The sequence below is a fragment of the Arthrobacter sp. OV608 genome, from assembly GCA_900110595.1.
Taxonomy (GTDB): domain Bacteria; phylum Actinomycetota; class Actinomycetes; order Actinomycetales; family Micrococcaceae; genus Arthrobacter.
In genome coordinates this window covers 242,210-257,285 of record FOEZ01000002.1, presented here as the reverse complement: position 1 = coordinate 257,285, position 15,076 = coordinate 242,210, and the positions used below count along the sequence as shown (strand labels likewise).

Here is a 15,076-nt window from a genome sequence, read left to right as displayed (position 1 = left end):
ATATCAGTCGGAGGGCGGCGCGCGATAGCTCACCTTGACAGCTGCCTGAGGGCAGATCCACGTTGTGGTGTATACCGGCTAGAAGGCCTAGGAGACTGCTGAACAAAGTGGTTGTGGGGCGCGTCGGCTGGACTGGTGCGGCTGGTGGTTAAGACTGGTCTAATGCAGGGACGCGAGGATGCGCAACGCGGGTATTTGGATGTGGAGGCGCTGGCCGGGGGAGTTGTTGGCTCCGGGCAGTGTTTTCGCTTTTTTGGCCAGGCATCGGGGGCGGTTGTGTCCGGATTCGATGATGGAGGACCTCTTCCCGTCGCGGCGGGGCCGTCCGTCGGTTCCCGCCCCGGTGATCGGGTCGGTGCTGGTGTTGCAGGCTTTGCGGGGCCTCTCTGATCGGGAAACCGCGGAGGCGTTGACGTATGATCTGCGGTGGAAGGCAGCGTGCGGGTACCGGCTGACCGACACGGGATTCCACTCGAGCACGCTGACGTATTGGCGCAAGCGTCTGGCCGCCTCGTCGGACCCGCACCGGATCATGGAAGCCATCGGCGAGGTCGTCGGGGAGACCGGGGCCCTGAAGGGCAAGCGCCGCAGGGCGGTGGATTCGACGGTCCTGGATGATGCGGTCGCCAGGCAGGACACGATCACGCAGCTGATCGCAGGTGTCCGCCGCTTCGGCCGGGATGTCTCCGGGGGCCAGGAGCTGCTGGCGCACGCGACGGGGTATGACTACGCCCGTACCGGCAAGCCGGACATCGCCTGGGATGACCAGGACACCAAGGACGGGCTAATCTCCGTGCTGCTCACCGACGCGCTGGCGCTGCTGGCCGCGGTCGATCCCGGGACTCTCGAGGGCAAGGCCGCCGATGCGTACGCGCTGCTTGCACTCGTCGGCGGGCAGGATGTGGAACCGGCCGAGGACTCAGACGGGACCGGCGGGCGGTGGCGGATCGCCCGGAAGGTCGCCCCTGACCGGCTGATCTCCACCGTTGACCCCGACACCCGGCGCGCACAAGACCCAGTCCCGGCAGCAATACGGGTTCAAAGCCCATATCGTGATCGAGCCCGACACCGGGCTGATCACCGCTGCGGAACTGACTAAGGCCTCCGGTCCGGAGAACAGTGACGGAGCGGTCGGTGCCCGGCTGATCGGCATGGACCCCACAATCGTCGGAACCAGCGTCCAGGTTCTGGCCGACTCGGCCTAGGGCACGGGAGAGATGCTCGCCGCCCTCGCGTCCACCGGTGATCAAACCATGGCCGCTGAGCCCGACCGTTGAGCGCGGGTTCACCCTCGATGACTTCACCGTCAATGAAGCAGCCGGCACCATGACGTGCCCGAATGGTCTCACCCGCAAGATCACCGCCAAGCGACGGGTCACGTTCGACGCCGCCTGCACCGGCTGCCCACTCCGGCGCCGGTGCACGCCTCGCCGCAGGGACGCAAAATCGAGCTGCACGAACACGACGCGCTGCAACGCGAACACCGCAACGGGCCAAGAACCCGGCCTTCCAACACGACTATCGTACGCACTGGCCAGGGTCGAGCGGTCCCTCGCCTGGCTCACCCGCGGCAACCGCCGCGTTCGGCACCGCGGCGTCAGCCGGAACAAACGCCTGGCTGCAGCTACGGATCGCAGGACTGAACCTACGACGCTTCCTTGCCCTCGGACTAACCGAGAACGACGGATCATGGGCGCTGGGATAAACCACCGCCAGAAACCCCCGCCGCATCAACAAAATCACCTGGATGATGAAACGGATTCTGAGGCAGAATAAAGCCAAGCAGGCGGAACGACCCCGTTGTCGCACCCAAGGGTGCTGACCAGAACACGCCGCTAGACGGCCACATGATGGCGTTCTGCCCGCCCCACAACCACTTTGTTCAGCAGTCTCCTAGACGACGGTTCCGATGCCGTTGACCCAGTCCGCGCCGTTTGAGGTCACGGCGTAGCCTAGGGTCGAATCGTAAATCTGGGCGCCTGCCGTCACAGTCGCGGCCTTAGGACGCGTCGCTGTTGTGTAGGAAGGCAACCGCGGGGCTGTCATAAACCGCACCTGCGAAAGGGCGCGGTTTACTTGCATGGCGGCGGTGACCGTAGAGCTACCGATAGTCTGATACGTGCCCACTTCGAGCGAACTGTCGGAAGTGGTGGCGATGCGAAATAGCGAACCCGAAGCCACCCGATAAATGACCGACTTCAGGGCGCCATTCGCGGAAACCATTTCGAACCGTGTGTCAGAGCTAAGAGCATCCCCTACGACGGCCCGAGGCCCAATATCTGACTTCTCGTCGTTTTGTACTCGTGTCCCCGACCATACGTTAAATTGCAACAACGCTTTCGATGTCGCCGACGATGTGATAAAAGTTCCCCGGTTTGTAAGGGGGACATCCCGGTCGTCCACAATAGTGTTCATTTTCACGCGGATTTCGCCCCAGTCCGCGGCGCTGTCACCGCCCGAAAGCAAAATTCCGAAGTTTTGGTTTTCGGCTTCCGGTCCGACCGTCGCACCAGTGCTGTCTGTTGTCGAACCGGGGCGAGTGATCACGTTCTGAACCACGTCGATATTCGTGGACCTGGAAGTCACCAGGATTCCGCCGCGTGCGGCGTCGATGATTTCGTTGCCGGAGATAAGCACGTTTCGGCACCACAGCGGACCGACTGTATCACCCGCAACGGGGACGTAACCGCCGACGCGGATTCCAACTCCGATGGCGCGTGAATTGGCGTCGTGCTGCTCCGTGCCGCGGTAGACGGTGTCGATGGTGTTGCCAGTCACGACGCCATTGGTCGGGCCGATGAACAGGCCGATGCCGCCCTCGTAGGAGCGCAGGATGTCGTTGCCGGTGCAGACGAATCCGACCGGGCCTGCGTTCTTATCGAACCCCGAGATGAACACCCCGTAAAACCATGAGTCGCTGAATGTGTTTCCGACGCAAATGACATTTTTGTTGCCACGCGAAAGTGATACACCATTGTCCGCGGAGTAGTAGACCCGGTTATTCATGAAAGTCACGGACTCGTTGTGGGTGAAACCGGTGTCCAGAGATCTCTCTGCGACATACTCTGTGACCACTGTGTGGCCCCTGACTCCGGATATGAGAACGGGCAGGCTCTCCATCCCATAGACCTTGACCCGTCGGATGGTGACGTTTCCGACTGAAGGGTAGGTCGACGCAGAATTGGGCACGTTGTCGCCGCGAACCTTGATAGCTGATGCCAGTCGGTCAGTGGCAAATACTCGTGTTGCAGATGGGTCCTTACCAGTCACACGAGCGGGGCTCGTCCCGAGTGCAGCGCCATTGGTCAAGCCTCCGTCGAAGAGGAAGTTCTCGATCGTGATATCGCTGGCATCGCCCGACCCATTCGTAATACGGAAAGCCGACTCGAGAACCCCGGCGCCGGCTTTTGCCTTCACTGTTGATCGGCCGCCCTGGCGGCCGCGGATCGTAACGCCTGCCAACCCACCAATATCTACCGGTGACGCGAACTCGTAGCACTCCTTGCTACCGACAATCTGAGAAACGCCCCCCAAAGCTGAGGCCGCTCGAGCGGCGCCGATTGCCCGAGCCCAAGCGAGGTCATCAGATGCGTCGCCGCTTAGGGCGTGGCTCTCAACAAGAATCTGCGCGGGTGCATACTTGGCAGAAAGGTCGGGAAGTTGTGTGGGTAGGATTTGCGCATTTGCATCTAGGGTTGCGACCCCTGCTGGGGAGCCCTTCTCAGCGACGGGGACGTAGGTGTTGGGCGGGGTTTTATCGCCAGGGGCAGCCTGAGCGCTGGTGGCACCGAAGGCTGAAATTGCGGTAGCACTTGTTAGCGCGCTCATCAGGCTTCCGAATCGGAGCAGCCCTCGACGCTTTATTCCGGGGTCGCTTTGCGACACCAGTTGATACTTAATGCCAATTTCTCTGTCCACATCAAGAAGCTATTCGCCCAGAGCTACGCAAGCCACCGTGGAAGCTACTCGTCTTATTACTTGGCAAGTACTCATTTGGTACTTTTGTTACTCAAGTCTTCAATTACCGCCGGGCCCTTCGAGTGCTCGTACGATTTTGGCAGGCCCAATTTAACGAGGATAAAATGTTATCCACGGCACAACAGCAGAATTACGTCAATGTCTCCACCCGCGAGTGCGATGTGGTGCACGCCTCCGGGATGGTGCGGAGTTGCTCGCGGAGTTCCCGCCCCTATGCTGATGCCTTGGATGTCAAGTAGGCAGATACCCTATGCCTGGTCTTGATTGGGTCCACCAATGCCGTGAACTTCGTAAGGACACCGTCGCCGGTGAGTCTGGCGATCTGTGTCTAGGCTTGGGCCGTGAGATGTGGACATTTTCTGCCACTCGGGTGGTGACAGACGTTCGGCCGTCCCCGGTCAGCTTCGAGATGATCCAGCGGTCGATGTTGTCCAGCGGCGATGATTCGGCACCCGCGTCCGATGCTGCCATTTTGTCAACTACTACTGTACGTATCCGTATCACAATTGCGATTCGTCTACGGAAGCATGCCCTCGCGCCCTAGTTCGCCGCAATTTACTTGCTCCGCCGGAATCATTGTGCCTGCGGCCTCTCAACATGGGAACCTTAGCGGGACACAGTATGCGCGCGACTCTCGGCGAGAATCCCGGTGGCTCAGTTTTTAGCGGATTTCCGATCTTCTCTTTGGCTTGCTGGCCGCTGCCACCGCTGGGATCGGCGCTGACACGTTCAGCTCCGGCCCCTATAAAGACGCGATTTGTCGCGATTTGTAAATGGCATCGACGTGCAGGTAAGGTCCAGCTTGATCTGGTACTGGGGGATCAAGGTTAACCGATGGAGGTTCGTTTGGCTCTCGCCAAGTATGCTCTGGCGCTTTGTGCCCTGTTGGGCACATTATTGATTCCCTTTGCCGTCCTGCTCCAAATATCGGTTGAAGCACCGCGTCATCGGAATCACCGCACACCACCACAGCACCCGAGGTAGTAACCGCAGCATGCCGTACGTCGACATTAACCCGCACAAGGGCCGGCCCAAATGGCAGGGATATGCCGTCTTAGCCGTCCTGCTCGTCCTGACCGCAGCCGTGGTGGGAACAGCGCTTACTCGCATTTGAACAGGCATATCCGCTGAAGCCCCTAGACTTACTGTTTGAACCAGTGCTGCAAAACTTCTTGCCGAACGTCCTGGGGGGACATACATGCCCGATCCGGCGGATCAGAACGCACGCGCCCATGCCGAGGATGCAGGGCAACCGCAGCTGCGCCGACGCCGCGACCTTCGTCGCGCCGACGGCGAGCAGTGGGATGCCCAGACAGGAACCATGCCAGCTGTAACACCAAACCCGTCAGTCCAGCCCGACGGTAAGCCGTTGACGCGCCGCACCTCCTGGGCGGATGCGGCCGCCGCAGCCGATGCCGGAAAGCCGGCCGCCCCCAGCCGGCGACCGGAATCAGCGCAGCCTGCCTCACCAGACACTATTTCCTCTGTACCGGATCCAGCCGACGCGGATGTGTCGATTCCAACCCTGGCCACCGATGGATCGCCCGAGTTTCGCCGTGCCCGACCGACGGTCGCCAGCGCCATCGCCGAAAGCCCGATGCCGGACTTCATCAGCTCGCCGGGGCTATTCGTGAAAGAACAGAAGCCGCGCCCTGTGGGTGGGTTCCGTGGTGCCCTCTATAAAGTGACCGGAGGCGCCTGGAACCTGGGGCCCGGTGCTAAGCAGCGCCAAGAAGACGAGTTGGCCCGCCGCATTTCGCGCCAACTCCAGGGCAGCTACAACACAGCAATCCTCAGCCTCAAAGGCGGCATCGGCAAAACCTCGACCACGGTGGGCGTTGGTTTAACCCTGGCGGAATACCGCGGAGACGCCCCCTGCGCCATCGACGCCAACCCCGACTCTGGAGATCTCGTGGAACGCGCTCTCGGCGAGGGCATTTACCAGCAAGCCAGCCCGCGGACTATCACCGACCTGTTAAAAAACATTGAATCGATTGATTCGCTAACTGCGCTCGCCCGATACATGCATCACGCTGGCCGGTTGCATCTGATAGCAGGGGAGCAGGATCCGGAAGTTTCGGATTCGCTCACCGCTGCGGAGTACTTGCGCATCAGAAAACTTATCTCCAGCTATTACTCCGTTGCGTTGACCGACTGCGGTACTGGCGTGACGCACAATGCCATGAGCGGGATCCTTCAGTCGGCAGACAACCTCGTGATTGCCGCCGGCTACGCCGTGAGCGGTGCGAAGCGGGCCCGCAGCACCCTGCATTGGCTGGCCAGCCATGGGTACGAGGACCTGGCTCGCAACGCCATCGTGGTGATCACTGACAAGGACGAAGTCTCCTCCCGCGTGGACAAGGATGCTATCGAGGAACACCTTTCGGGCATCTGTCGTGAGCTGATTGCTGTTCCGCATGATCGCGGAGTTGCGGATGGCGACCTAGTCACCCTGGACGTCCTTAAGCCTGAGACGCGGCGCGCATACAAAGAGATCGCTGCCGCAATCGTCGACGGGTACAGGTAGACACAAGCCTCGCAAGCTTTTCTTTGTCTGCTGTTCTGGTCCTTAATGCTGCCCGAATCTTGACCAAATCCTCCGCCGAGCCTTCGGCCAATGCTGAGCTTCCTGTCGTAGCTTGGGGTTCATCAGGGCAGGACATCACGAAGGAGTGGCGGAATGACTATCACCGAATACGCCGTAGCACTGGGCGGAATGCTGGCATCACTCGCGGGTATGGGACTTCTGGCCGCAGGGCTGATCAAGGCGAAAGCGCGCCACTGATCTAGCGCGTATCCAGATCCTCGAACACCAAGAACGTCTGGGTGTCGAGCACTCCAGGCATGGACTGCAGTTGGTCGAAGATGACCCGCCGCAGGTCGATGTTGTCCACGGCGCGGACCAGCAGGATCACGTCGAAGTCGCCGCCCACCAGGGCCACGTGGTGCACCTCGGGGATGGCGCCGAGCTGGTCGCGCAGCTCGCGCCAGGCGTCCTGCTTCAGCTTCAGGGTCACGTAGGCGGAGGACCGGAGCCCGGCCTTGATCGGGTCCACCAGCGCCGTGAACCTGGACAGCACGCCCTCGGAAGTGAGCCGGCCGATCCGGGTGTACGCGTGCGCCCGCGAGATATGAACGTTCTCGGCCACCTGGGTCACGGACATCCGGCCGTCGCGGGTCAGCTCCGAAATGATCCTGCGGTCGATGTCATCCAGCGGGACTGGTTCCGTCCCCGCATCCCTGCTTGCCATTGTCCACAACGCCTGTCAGTCAGCGAGCCCACATCTACAATTCGTCTTTCAGTGTAGATCAAAGCGTTCAGGCGTCTGCGGTTCCAGCCGAAGCTGAATACGGAAGTCCACGCGGATGGACGCATAGCATGCAGAGTGACTTTGCAGAGTGAGGGCAGGCGCGCCGAGAAGGCCGTACTACGCCAAGGCAGCCAGCCAAGAACCAGGTGCCGGCTTACCGATCAGCTAGTCAGGAACGCGGGGACGCGGCCTCGCTGTGGAGGGCATCGTGCCGTTCCGCTTCCCTGCGGATGAAGTCGCAGTCGCTGGGGGAGAGGACCGTTTCTCCGTGCCGGTCCTGGTCCAACTCCACTCCCGTGGCCTTGCTGATCGCTGCCACCACGGCCCGGGGGAGGATCACACACCCGGGATTATCAACAAGCCACTGCCGCGTTTCCGTGTCCAGCCGGTCCCACAGCTTTTCGATCCCCATGACGGTTACTCCCACCCATTGTGATTCCCGTGTATGAAATGCCGCCCCGGCCCCGCAAGCCGAGGCGCTTGTTTCCACCGCCCCATCTTCCGCAGCTGCGGTCACCGCGAAAGGTGATGGAAAGGCGGAGGAAACCTCGTTGTCCCCTCCGCGTCCATCCCCGCTCCAAGAACCCCCAATAAGGGCCACCCCTGCCACTTGGTGCGAAGCGTTCTCCCTGTGATCAACAGGAGAAGAAACTCAATAAATTGGACGAATTGACGTTTTCGTCAACTCACTTAAAAAGTCTCGTCCTAAGGCAGGCCAGAGGTCAACGCAATTTTTTGTCAAGGCCGGTGCACGGTCCGAAAGAAGCATTGGCCACGGCGGGCCCGGGGCGGACGGTCAGGCCTGTCCGGGGACCTGCAAGTCTCAGGCGTCGCTGCTGTCCTCGCCTGTGCGCAGTTCTTCCAGCGCGGCTTCCAGAAGCGTGATTCTGCAGGTGCGGGCCACCGTGATAAGCCGGCCCGCTGCCGCCTCCGGGCTGCAACCGGTCCGCGCCGCCATCGCCTGGCACGCATCCGCAATCACCGAACGCGAAACCAGTGCGGCTTCCGGCGCCGAAAACCGCTCGCCCCACAGGGACGTGAACGGTTGCACTTCCGGCGTGGGGCCCAGGGAACTGACCGCTTCCCCTGTCCGGGCCTGCAGCACTGACCGGGCAGCAACCAGCAGCTCGGCTGCTTCCGGGTACGCCAGCCGATAGACCAGCCGGCCACTGGACCGGAGGCACTTGATCAGGTGCTGCCCGCGCATCTGGGTCAGATGCCGGGACAAGTGCGAAGGCTTCAGCCCCGTGCCGTCGCACAGTTCCGGGATGGTGCACTCACCCTGGGTGAGCAGCTCCAGGATCTGCGCGCGGGCCGGGTGTGCCACGGCCTTGAACAGCTCCGCCGCAGCATCCATCGACGCGCCGGCGTGCCCGTCCGGAACAGGTTCCACCGCAAGGGCCTGGTGGCTCTCCGCCCCCATGTCATAGCTGCTCATACGCGTCGCTCCTTCGGGCCGTGTATGCCATTATCCTCCGCCCTCCGGTCCGCAGACCCAAAGAACCACCCCCTGTACATCCATGTGTGCCCCCTCGCATGTCCAATTTGTCCAGAGCCAGCGTCAGTAAGCTGGCTCACAATGACAATTCGTCTCCCCGCGGCGGCAGAATCAATCAGCTTCTCCACGATTCCTCCAGACGCTGGATACGAAACCTGCTGCGGGCAGATACTGGGAAGGAATAGTGGCAACAGAAGGACGGAACAATGACGATCTCCGCAGACCACACCGCACGCGAGCATGCCAGCCCGGTGCCGGCAGAGGACGCCCTCACCGAGGCCGCCAAAAAGTTCGGCATCACGGCCGAGGACTACATGCTCCCGGCCCGGCACCAGATCGAGATGGTGGACCCGGACGGCCGGCTCAAGCCCGAAGGTGAGCAGGGCACCGAACCCGGCCACGAGTACCCCTTGCCCGGCGATGAGGAACTGCTGGCCGCTTACGAGCAGCTCGTCGTCGGCCGCCGCGTCAATGACCAGAACTCGGCACTGGTCCGGCAGGGCCGCATGGCCGTGTACCCGTCCAGCCACGGCCAGGAAGCCTGCCAGGTGGCGGCCGCCCTGTGCCTGTCCGACGGCGACTGGATGTTCCCCACCTACCGCGACGCCGTGGCCGTGATGACCCGCGGCGTGGACCCCGTGCAGGTGATGACCATCTTCCGCGGCGACTGGCACGGCGGGTTCGATCCCCTCAAGCACAAGGTGGGCATCCAGTGCACGCCGTTGACCACCCAGCTGCTGCACGCTGTGGGCGTGGCCCACGCCGCCAAGCTCCGCGGCGAGGACACTGTGGTGCTGGCCATGTGCGGCGACGGCGCCACCAGCGAAGGCGACTTCCACGAGGCCCTGAACTTCGCCGCCGTCTTCCACCTGCCCGTCATCTTCTTCGTCCAGAACAACAAGTACGCCATCTCGGTGCCGCTGGCACACCAGTCCGTGGCGCCGTCGCTCGCGCACAAGGCCGTGGGCTACGGCATGGCCGGCGAACGCGTGGACGGCAACGATGTCGTGGCGCTCCTTGCGGTCCTGGACCGGGCCGTTGCGCTCGCTCGGGAGGGTTCCGGGCCGCTGCTGGTGGAGGCCAACACGTACCGCATGCAGGCCCACACGAATGCCGACGACGACACCCGCTACCGGGAGAGCGCTGAGGTTGCCGAGTGGCGGGCGAAGGACCCGGTGAACCGGATGCGCGCCTACCTGACGGACCGCGGCCTGCTGGATGACTCCGTGGAGGCGCGGATTGCTGCGCACGCTGAAGCGGTGGCCACCCAGCTGCGCGAAGGCCTCAGCGAGGACGTGCCCGTGGACCCGCAGGAGCTCTTCCGCCACGTCTTCGCCAAGCAAACGCCGCAGTTGAAGGAACAGTCCGCCCTGCTCGCCGACGAACTGGCCCGCGACGCAGCATCTACCGAGGAGGCCGGCAAATGAGCCCCAGCATCACCACCTCATCCGAGGCCAACGGCAACGTTTCCGCGGCGACCGCCCGGGCAGCCGCCTCCGCCGCCGCGTCTGCCGAGGCCGCCGGCCCGCAGCCCGTCACCCTTGCCAAGTCGTTGAACACCGCTTTGGTTGATGCCATGCAGGCCGACCCGTCCGTGCTGGTGTTCGGCGAGGACGTGGGGACGCTGGGCGGGGTCTTCCGGATTACCGACGGGCTCACCGCCACGTTCGGGGAGCAGCGCTGCTTCGACACCCCGCTGGCCGAGTCCGGCATTGTGGGCATGGCCGTGGGCATGGCCATCAACGGGATGCGCCCGGTGATCGAGATGCAGTTCGACGCGTTCGCCTACCCGGCATTCGAGCAGATCGTCAGCCACGTGGCCAAGATGCACAACCGGACCCGCGGCGCGGTGAAGCTGCCCATGGTGATCCGGGTGCCGTACGGCGGGGGCATCGGCGGAGTGGAGCACCACTGCGATTCCTCCGAGGCCTACTACGCCCACACCGCCGGCCTGAAGGTGTTCACGCCGGCCACTGTGACCGACGGGTACCGGATGCTCCGCGAAGCCATCGACTCGGACGATCCCGTGGTGTTTATGGAGCCCAAGAAGCTCTACTGGTCCAAGGACCTGGTGGACCTGGCTGCGCTGCGGTCCTCTTACATGGAAGGCACGACGGCGGGCCGCACCACTGAGGGGCGCGCCGCCGTCGCGCGTCCCGGCACTGACGCGACGCTGATTGCGTATGGTCCGTCCGTCCCCACCGCGCTCGCCGCCGCCGAGGCTGCCGCTTTGGAGGGGCGCTCGCTGGAAGTCATTGACGTGCGGACGATTGTGCCGTTCGATGACGCCACCGTGTGCGAGTCGGTGCGGAAGACCGGCCGGGCTGTGGTGATCGCCGAGGCGCACGGGTTCGCGTCCGTGTCCTCCGAGATCGTGGCCCGGGTGCAGGAGCGCTGCTTCCACTACCTGGCCGCCCCCATCCGCCGTGTCACCGGGTTCGACATCCCGTACCCGGCGCCCAAGCTTGAGAAGTACTACCTGCCCGGCGTGGACCGCATCCTCGACGCCGTCGACGACCTTCAGTGGGAGAACTGATTATGAGTGAAGCGCGCGTGTTTTTGTTGCCGGACCTGGGCGAGGGGCTGACCGAGGCCGAGCTGGTGTCCTGGCACGTTTCGGTGGGAGACACGATTACCGTGGACCAGCCGATTGCCGAGGTGGAGACTGCGAAGTCCACCGTTGAGGTGCCGTCGCCGTATGCCGGGATTGTGGCGGAGCTGCACGGGCGGCCGGGCGAGACCCTGGACGTGGGGAAGCCGCTGATCTCGGTGACGCCGGTGGGATCCCCGTCGGTTGAGCCTGTCGAAACCAAGCCTGCCGGAACCTCGGAGCCGGTGGTTGAGCCTGTCGAAACCGAGCTGGGTGAATCGACGGATTCGGCTGCCGACGCACATCCTGAGGCTGAGGCCTACCGGGAGGAGGAGAAAGCCGGTTCCGGGAATGTCCTGATCGGGTACGGCACTCCGGGCGGCCATGGCGTTGCCCGGCGCACCCGCGCTCGCAAGTCATCCGTTTCGGTGGCTGAGCCCGTATCTACGGCAACCGAAACGAAGGACCTCGACGACCTCTCCCTCCTGCGCACCCGCGTCCCGGGCAAGCTCGGCGCGGTGATCTCCCCGCTGGTCCGTCGTATGGCTCGGGAGCACGGTGTGGACCTCGGCGAGCTCCCGGGCTCCGGCGAGGGCGGAATCATCATGCGCAAAGACGTCGAGAAGGCGATCAGTACGCCGGTGGTTGAACCTGCCGAGACCAAGCCTGCCGAAACCAAACCCCGGCCGTCGGTTGAGCCTGTCGAAACCAGCGAGGCTCCTGGATCTCGACAGGCTCGATCACCGGAGGCAACCGACGCCCGCACGGGCCTTGCAATCTCCTCCCGCACACCCGTCAGGGGAGTGCGCAAGGCCGTTGCCGCGAACATGACGCGCAGCCGCTCGGAGATCCCCGAGGCAACCGTCTGGGTGGACGTCGATGCCACCGCTCTGGTGGAGCTCCGCAAGGAACTCAAAGCCGGCGGATCAGACGTACCGGGCTTGTTGGCGTTCATCGCCCGCTTCGTGACCGCCGGGCTCAAGAAGTACCCTGAGCTGAACACCCGGATCGAAACGGCGTCCGACGGCTCCCAGGAGATTGTCTCGTTCGCCGGAATCAACCTCGGCATTGCGGCCCAGACCGACCGTGGGCTCGTAGTGCCGTCGGTCCGGGCAGCGGAGAAGCTGACCGCCAGGGAACTGGACGCGGAGATCCGCCGGCTGACCGACGTCGCGCGCCAAGGGAAGGCCACGCCGACTGAGCTGGGCAGCGGGACGTTCACGCTCAATAACTATGGAGTGTTCGGCGTGGACGGCTCCGCGGCGATCATCAACCACCCGGAGGTGGCTATCCTCGGTGTCGGCCGGATCATCGACAAGCCCTGGGTGGTGAACGGCGAGCTGGCGGTCCGCAAGGTCACCGAACTGACGCTTACCTTCGACCACCGCGTCTGCGACGGTGGCACGGCCGCAGGCTTCCTCCGCTTCGTAGCTGACGCAATCGAAAACCCGAACTCTCTCCTGGCGGACATCTAACCCAAGCCCCCACCGACGCTCTCTCACTTAATGTCGGTTCAATCCAAACGCTCTCTCACACGATGTCGCTTTAACCCAAAGCCTCTCTCACTCGATGTCGAGTTCGGGGCGGCCGGGCGCTCACGTTGTCGACTCGGATAATCCTTGCCGCCACGCAAGGGGATGTCGCTAGCCAAATATGGGTAGCGCCATCCCCTTTACGTGTCGTGAGGAAGGCTTCCACCTTCGGAGAGCGACGTGCGCCGCGGTCTCGTGCCGAAGAAAGGCCGAGAGCTGTAGTGCGAGATTCACAAAATACACAAGATTCATAGACATTCATAGGAGCGGCCATGGAGAACCCCTTTCGCCCTATGGCAGGAGCGGCTCCGGTCGATTAGTAGGGCGGGGGAGTCTTGGACGAGTTCGCTTACGCCTTCGATCACCGCGTCTGCGACGGCGGCACCGCGGCAGGCTTCCTCCGCTTCGTGGCCGATGCCATCGAAAGCCCGAACAGCCTCCTGGCGGACATCTAGTAGCGAAGCTGGTGGTTGAGCCTGTCGAAACCTCCAGGGTTTCGACAGGCTCAACCATCGTCCCGTCACTGGAGCGAGCGGACGTCCACGTGCTCCGGCTCAGGCGGGTAAAGGCCAAGCCCATATCGCGAGATTCCGAACAACGCCGAATACCAGTATTGCCGCGATGAGTACATCAGTTACTGCCTCGTCAAGACGGTGCGAGAGCAACGGTTGCCTTCTCATCAGCATCAAAACGCACCACAGCCAGAGGAATGAAAAGAGTGGAAAGGCGGCGTTCATGCTGGCCGACCTTCCCCAGTCGCCTGTGACAAAGCTGTAGGTCGCCCTCGTAAAACCGCAGCCCGGGCACGCGTACCCACTGACTTGGCGGAACAGGCAGGGATGAGCCAGAGCCAGGTAGGGGTTCATCTTCAGGGTCAGGATGACCCAGGCCGCGGGCGTAACGGCTAAGGAAATTCCAAGGCAGAGCCGTACTTTGCCCCCGCTTATGCGGTACTCGCAGCTACTTCGAGGCCAGGGGAGCGCCCATCTCACCTTCATACGTCCCGTTCACATCAGAGGCGGCGACAACCGACCGCACCTTGAAAAATGTGTCATTGATATTGCTCTGCCAGCGAAGGACCCTGTTCCGTGCCCGGTCCAACGTGATGAACCCCTTCGTCCCCCCGGACCTGGACGGCTTGGCCGTTATGGTCATGTTCCAGTGGGTTATGGTCCGGTTTCCGGCCGTGATAACCAATGAATCGCTGGTTACCGAACTAAAGTAGATCGTCTCAAGCAGTGGAGCGTTTTCGCGCAGGTCTTCAACCTCCAGGTTCTGGAGGATCACCTCCAGCATCTCCTTGGGGTCGTGCACGACGGAGAAAGAAGCGGTAGGAATTGAATTTTCATATTCCTCCTTCTTCCGCCGCTCTTCGGCTTCGGCGTTCCGCCGCTTGACCATGGGAATTACCTTCGCGGCCACGACGCCGGCAATGACCAAAAAACAAAAAACCGAAAAGAGATCCACTCGGGCTTCCCCCATGTAGTAGCGATTGATGATATAGAGCTGGGTTACGGAAGGCGCTCGTCGAGCGTTCAGTTCCTCCCGGTTGTGGGATGCAAGTTGCCGGGGAGGCTGGGCAGCAGTTGCCTCGGCCGCCCCGGTAACCTGCATTAGCTACTTGGTCTTTGGACACTTGGGGAGCTGCGAACAACGGTGGTTAGAGAAGTTGTTCTTTTTGGCTTCACGGCACCAGGCACAGTTACAGTTGCACATCTTTTCCCTCCTTCCTTTCGATGGAAGGCTTCGCCCAAGCTAGTTGGCGATTGCCTGTGAGTATGCGTTATACGCAAGTGCGGCTGCACGGTACGTGTTGGTCAGGGCGTGCATATTCGAGAACTCCACATAGAAGGCACCCCGCATGAACAGGCCTCCCTCGCCCACAAAGGAGAGGCCCATGACGGCGTACGGTGCTATCGCGGTCAGGGCTTCGAAAACGTGGTCGGAATCGATGGCGATCAGTACCTGGAAATAGATCTCATTGATGCCATTGTCGGCAATCATTTCAACCGGTTCCGCTCCATTAACGGCGACGGACATCTTCCACATGGATTTCGCACCATCGATCCGCTCCAGCGACACAACGTCTGCGTCGTTTTGCAGGATGTACTCGATGTCACCCGAAGCTAGTCCTGCCGGAAACGAACTCAATTCGGTCTTCATCTCT

Annotated in this window: 14 protein-coding genes and 2 pseudogenes; 8 read left to right on the top strand and 8 right to left on the bottom strand. The window is 62.3% G+C overall.

The window, feature by feature from the left end; all coding sequences use genetic code 11:
• Window positions 1-289: 289 nt before the first annotated feature.
• The 3 genes from BMX78_RS23840 (at window position 290) to BMX78_RS23830 (ending at window position 1,776) form a co-directional block, all read left to right on the top strand.
• Entirely contained in the window at window positions 290-1,099 is an 810-nt protein-coding gene (locus BMX78_RS23840) for a transposase (protein ID WP_502686266.1), read from the top strand.
• Window positions 1,053-1,205, top strand: a complete 153-nt coding sequence (locus tag BMX78_RS23835) for a hypothetical protein (protein ID WP_502686265.1) — start codon at window positions 1,053-1,055, stop codon at window positions 1,203-1,205. The genes BMX78_RS23840 and BMX78_RS23835 overlap by 47 nt, the downstream gene beginning before the upstream one ends.
• A gap of 121 nt (window positions 1,206-1,326) precedes the next feature.
• On the top strand, window positions 1,327-1,776 hold the full coding sequence (locus BMX78_RS23830; RefSeq protein WP_502686271.1) for a transposase: 450 nt from the start codon (window positions 1,327-1,329) through the stop codon (window positions 1,774-1,776).
• A gap of 117 nt (window positions 1,777-1,893) precedes the next feature.
• Here the strand turns inward: BMX78_RS23830 and BMX78_RS03935 are convergent, their stop codons facing one another.
• Together BMX78_RS03935 and BMX78_RS23350 are read right to left on the bottom strand one after the other, a co-directional pair.
• The gene (locus BMX78_RS03935; RefSeq protein WP_139204875.1) at window positions 1,894-3,918 is read right to left on the bottom strand and encodes a right-handed parallel beta-helix repeat-containing protein; all 2,025 of its coding nucleotides are present in this window, start codon (window positions 3,916-3,918) and stop codon (window positions 1,894-1,896) included.
• A gap of 179 nt (window positions 3,919-4,097) precedes the next feature.
• A pseudogene (locus tag BMX78_RS23350) lies at window positions 4,098-4,449 on the bottom strand (transcriptional regulator); the annotation flags it as partial.
• Window positions 4,450-5,176: 727 nt separating this feature from the next.
• On the opposite strand from BMX78_RS23350, the gene BMX78_RS03925 reads away from it, so the two are divergent.
• Window positions 5,177-6,505, top strand: coding sequence for a MinD/ParA family ATP-binding protein (locus BMX78_RS03925; RefSeq protein WP_091416644.1), 1,329 nt, complete (start codon window positions 5,177-5,179; stop codon window positions 6,503-6,505).
• A 259-nt stretch (window positions 6,506-6,764) separates the two neighbouring features.
• Here BMX78_RS03925 and BMX78_RS03920 read toward each other — a convergent pair whose 3' ends face one another.
• From BMX78_RS03920 to BMX78_RS03910, 3 genes are all read right to left on the bottom strand, one after another.
• Window positions 6,765-7,229: an Lrp/AsnC family transcriptional regulator gene (locus BMX78_RS03920; RefSeq protein WP_091416642.1), complete on the bottom strand. Its 465-nt coding sequence runs from the start codon at window positions 7,227-7,229 to the stop codon at window positions 6,765-6,767.
• 229 nt (window positions 7,230-7,458) lie between these two features.
• A complete protein-coding gene (locus BMX78_RS03915; RefSeq protein WP_091416640.1) occupies window positions 7,459-7,701 on the bottom strand; it encodes a hypothetical protein in 243 nt (80 codons plus the stop codon).
• Between the two features lie 411 nt (window positions 7,702-8,112).
• The gene (locus tag BMX78_RS03910) at window positions 8,113-8,727 is read right to left on the bottom strand and encodes an ArsR/SmtB family transcription factor (RefSeq protein WP_286138766.1); all 615 of its coding nucleotides are present in this window, start codon (window positions 8,725-8,727) and stop codon (window positions 8,113-8,115) included.
• A 266-nt stretch (window positions 8,728-8,993) separates the two neighbouring features.
• On the opposite strand from BMX78_RS03910, the gene pdhA reads away from it, so the two are divergent.
• The 4 genes and pseudogenes from pdhA to BMX78_RS03890 all read left to right on the top strand — a co-directional run.
• Window positions 8,994-10,214, top strand: a complete 1,221-nt coding sequence (gene pdhA / locus BMX78_RS03905; protein WP_091416637.1) for a pyruvate dehydrogenase (acetyl-transferring) E1 component subunit alpha — start codon at window positions 8,994-8,996, stop codon at window positions 10,212-10,214.
• Window positions 10,211-11,323 (top strand): alpha-ketoacid dehydrogenase subunit beta, encoded by a 1,113-nt coding sequence (locus BMX78_RS03900; RefSeq protein WP_091416634.1) that lies wholly within the window; start codon window positions 10,211-10,213, stop codon window positions 11,321-11,323. The genes pdhA and BMX78_RS03900 overlap by 4 nt, the downstream gene beginning before the upstream one ends.
• Window positions 11,324-11,325: 2 nt before the next feature.
• Window positions 11,326-12,852, top strand: coding sequence for a dihydrolipoamide acetyltransferase family protein (locus BMX78_RS03895; protein WP_091416632.1), 1,527 nt, complete (start codon window positions 11,326-11,328; stop codon window positions 12,850-12,852).
• A 398-nt stretch (window positions 12,853-13,250) separates the two neighbouring features.
• A pseudogene (locus BMX78_RS03890) lies at window positions 13,251-13,364 on the top strand (2-oxo acid dehydrogenase subunit E2); the annotation flags it as partial.
• A gap of 99 nt (window positions 13,365-13,463) precedes the next feature.
• Here BMX78_RS03890 and BMX78_RS23605 read toward each other — a convergent pair.
• The 3 genes from BMX78_RS23605 to BMX78_RS03875 all read right to left on the bottom strand — a co-directional run bounded on the left by BMX78_RS23605 (window position 13,464) and on the right by BMX78_RS03875 (window position 15,072).
• A complete protein-coding gene (locus BMX78_RS23605; RefSeq protein WP_170850676.1) occupies window positions 13,464-13,775 on the bottom strand; it encodes a DUF2752 domain-containing protein in 312 nt (103 codons plus the stop codon).
• Between the two features lie 94 nt (window positions 13,776-13,869).
• Window positions 13,870-14,523 carry a hypothetical protein gene (locus BMX78_RS03880; protein ID WP_139204874.1) on the bottom strand — a complete coding sequence of 218 codons (654 nt, stop codon included), beginning with the start codon at window positions 14,521-14,523 and terminating at the stop codon, window positions 13,870-13,872.
• Between the two features lie 141 nt (window positions 14,524-14,664).
• On the bottom strand, window positions 14,665-15,072 hold the full coding sequence (locus tag BMX78_RS03875) for a hypothetical protein (RefSeq protein ID WP_091416621.1): 408 nt from the start codon (window positions 15,070-15,072) through the stop codon (window positions 14,665-14,667).
• Between the last annotated feature and the right edge of the window lie 4 nt (window positions 15,073-15,076).

What these genes read in the sequence shown, in the direction of transcription:
- BMX78_RS23840 (WP_502686266.1), top strand. Translation starts at nt 290, where the DNA reads ATGATGGAGGACCTCTTCCCGTCGCGGCGGGGCCGTCCGTCGGTTCCC.
- BMX78_RS23830 (WP_502686271.1), top strand. Translation starts at nt 1,327, where the DNA reads ATGACGTGCCCGAATGGTCTCACCCGCAAGATCACCGCCAAGCGACGG.
- BMX78_RS03925 (WP_091416644.1), top strand. Translation starts at nt 5,177, where the DNA reads ATGCCCGATCCGGCGGATCAGAACGCACGCGCCCATGCCGAGGATGCA.
- BMX78_RS03920 (WP_091416642.1), bottom strand. Translation starts at nt 7,229, where the DNA reads ATGGCAAGCAGGGATGCGGGGACGGAACCAGTCCCGCTGGATGACATC.
- BMX78_RS03915 (WP_091416640.1), bottom strand. Translation starts at nt 7,701, where the DNA reads ATGGGGATCGAAAAGCTGTGGGACCGGCTGGACACGGAAACGCGGCAG.
- BMX78_RS03910 (WP_286138766.1), bottom strand. Translation starts at nt 8,727, where the DNA reads ATGAGCAGCTATGACATGGGGGCGGAGAGCCACCAGGCCCTTGCGGTG.
- pdhA (WP_091416637.1), top strand. Translation starts at nt 8,994, where the DNA reads ATGACGATCTCCGCAGACCACACCGCACGCGAGCATGCCAGCCCGGTG.
- BMX78_RS03900 (WP_091416634.1), top strand. Translation starts at nt 10,211, where the DNA reads ATGAGCCCCAGCATCACCACCTCATCCGAGGCCAACGGCAACGTTTCC.
- BMX78_RS03895 (WP_091416632.1), top strand. Translation starts at nt 11,326, where the DNA reads ATGAGTGAAGCGCGCGTGTTTTTGTTGCCGGACCTGGGCGAGGGGCTG.
- BMX78_RS23605 (WP_170850676.1), bottom strand. Translation starts at nt 13,775, where the DNA reads ATGAACCCCTACCTGGCTCTGGCTCATCCCTGCCTGTTCCGCCAAGTC.
- BMX78_RS03880 (WP_139204874.1), bottom strand. Translation starts at nt 14,523, where the DNA reads ATGCAGGTTACCGGGGCGGCCGAGGCAACTGCTGCCCAGCCTCCCCGG.
- BMX78_RS03875 (WP_091416621.1), bottom strand. Translation starts at nt 15,072, where the DNA reads ATGAAGACCGAATTGAGTTCGTTTCCGGCAGGACTAGCTTCGGGTGAC.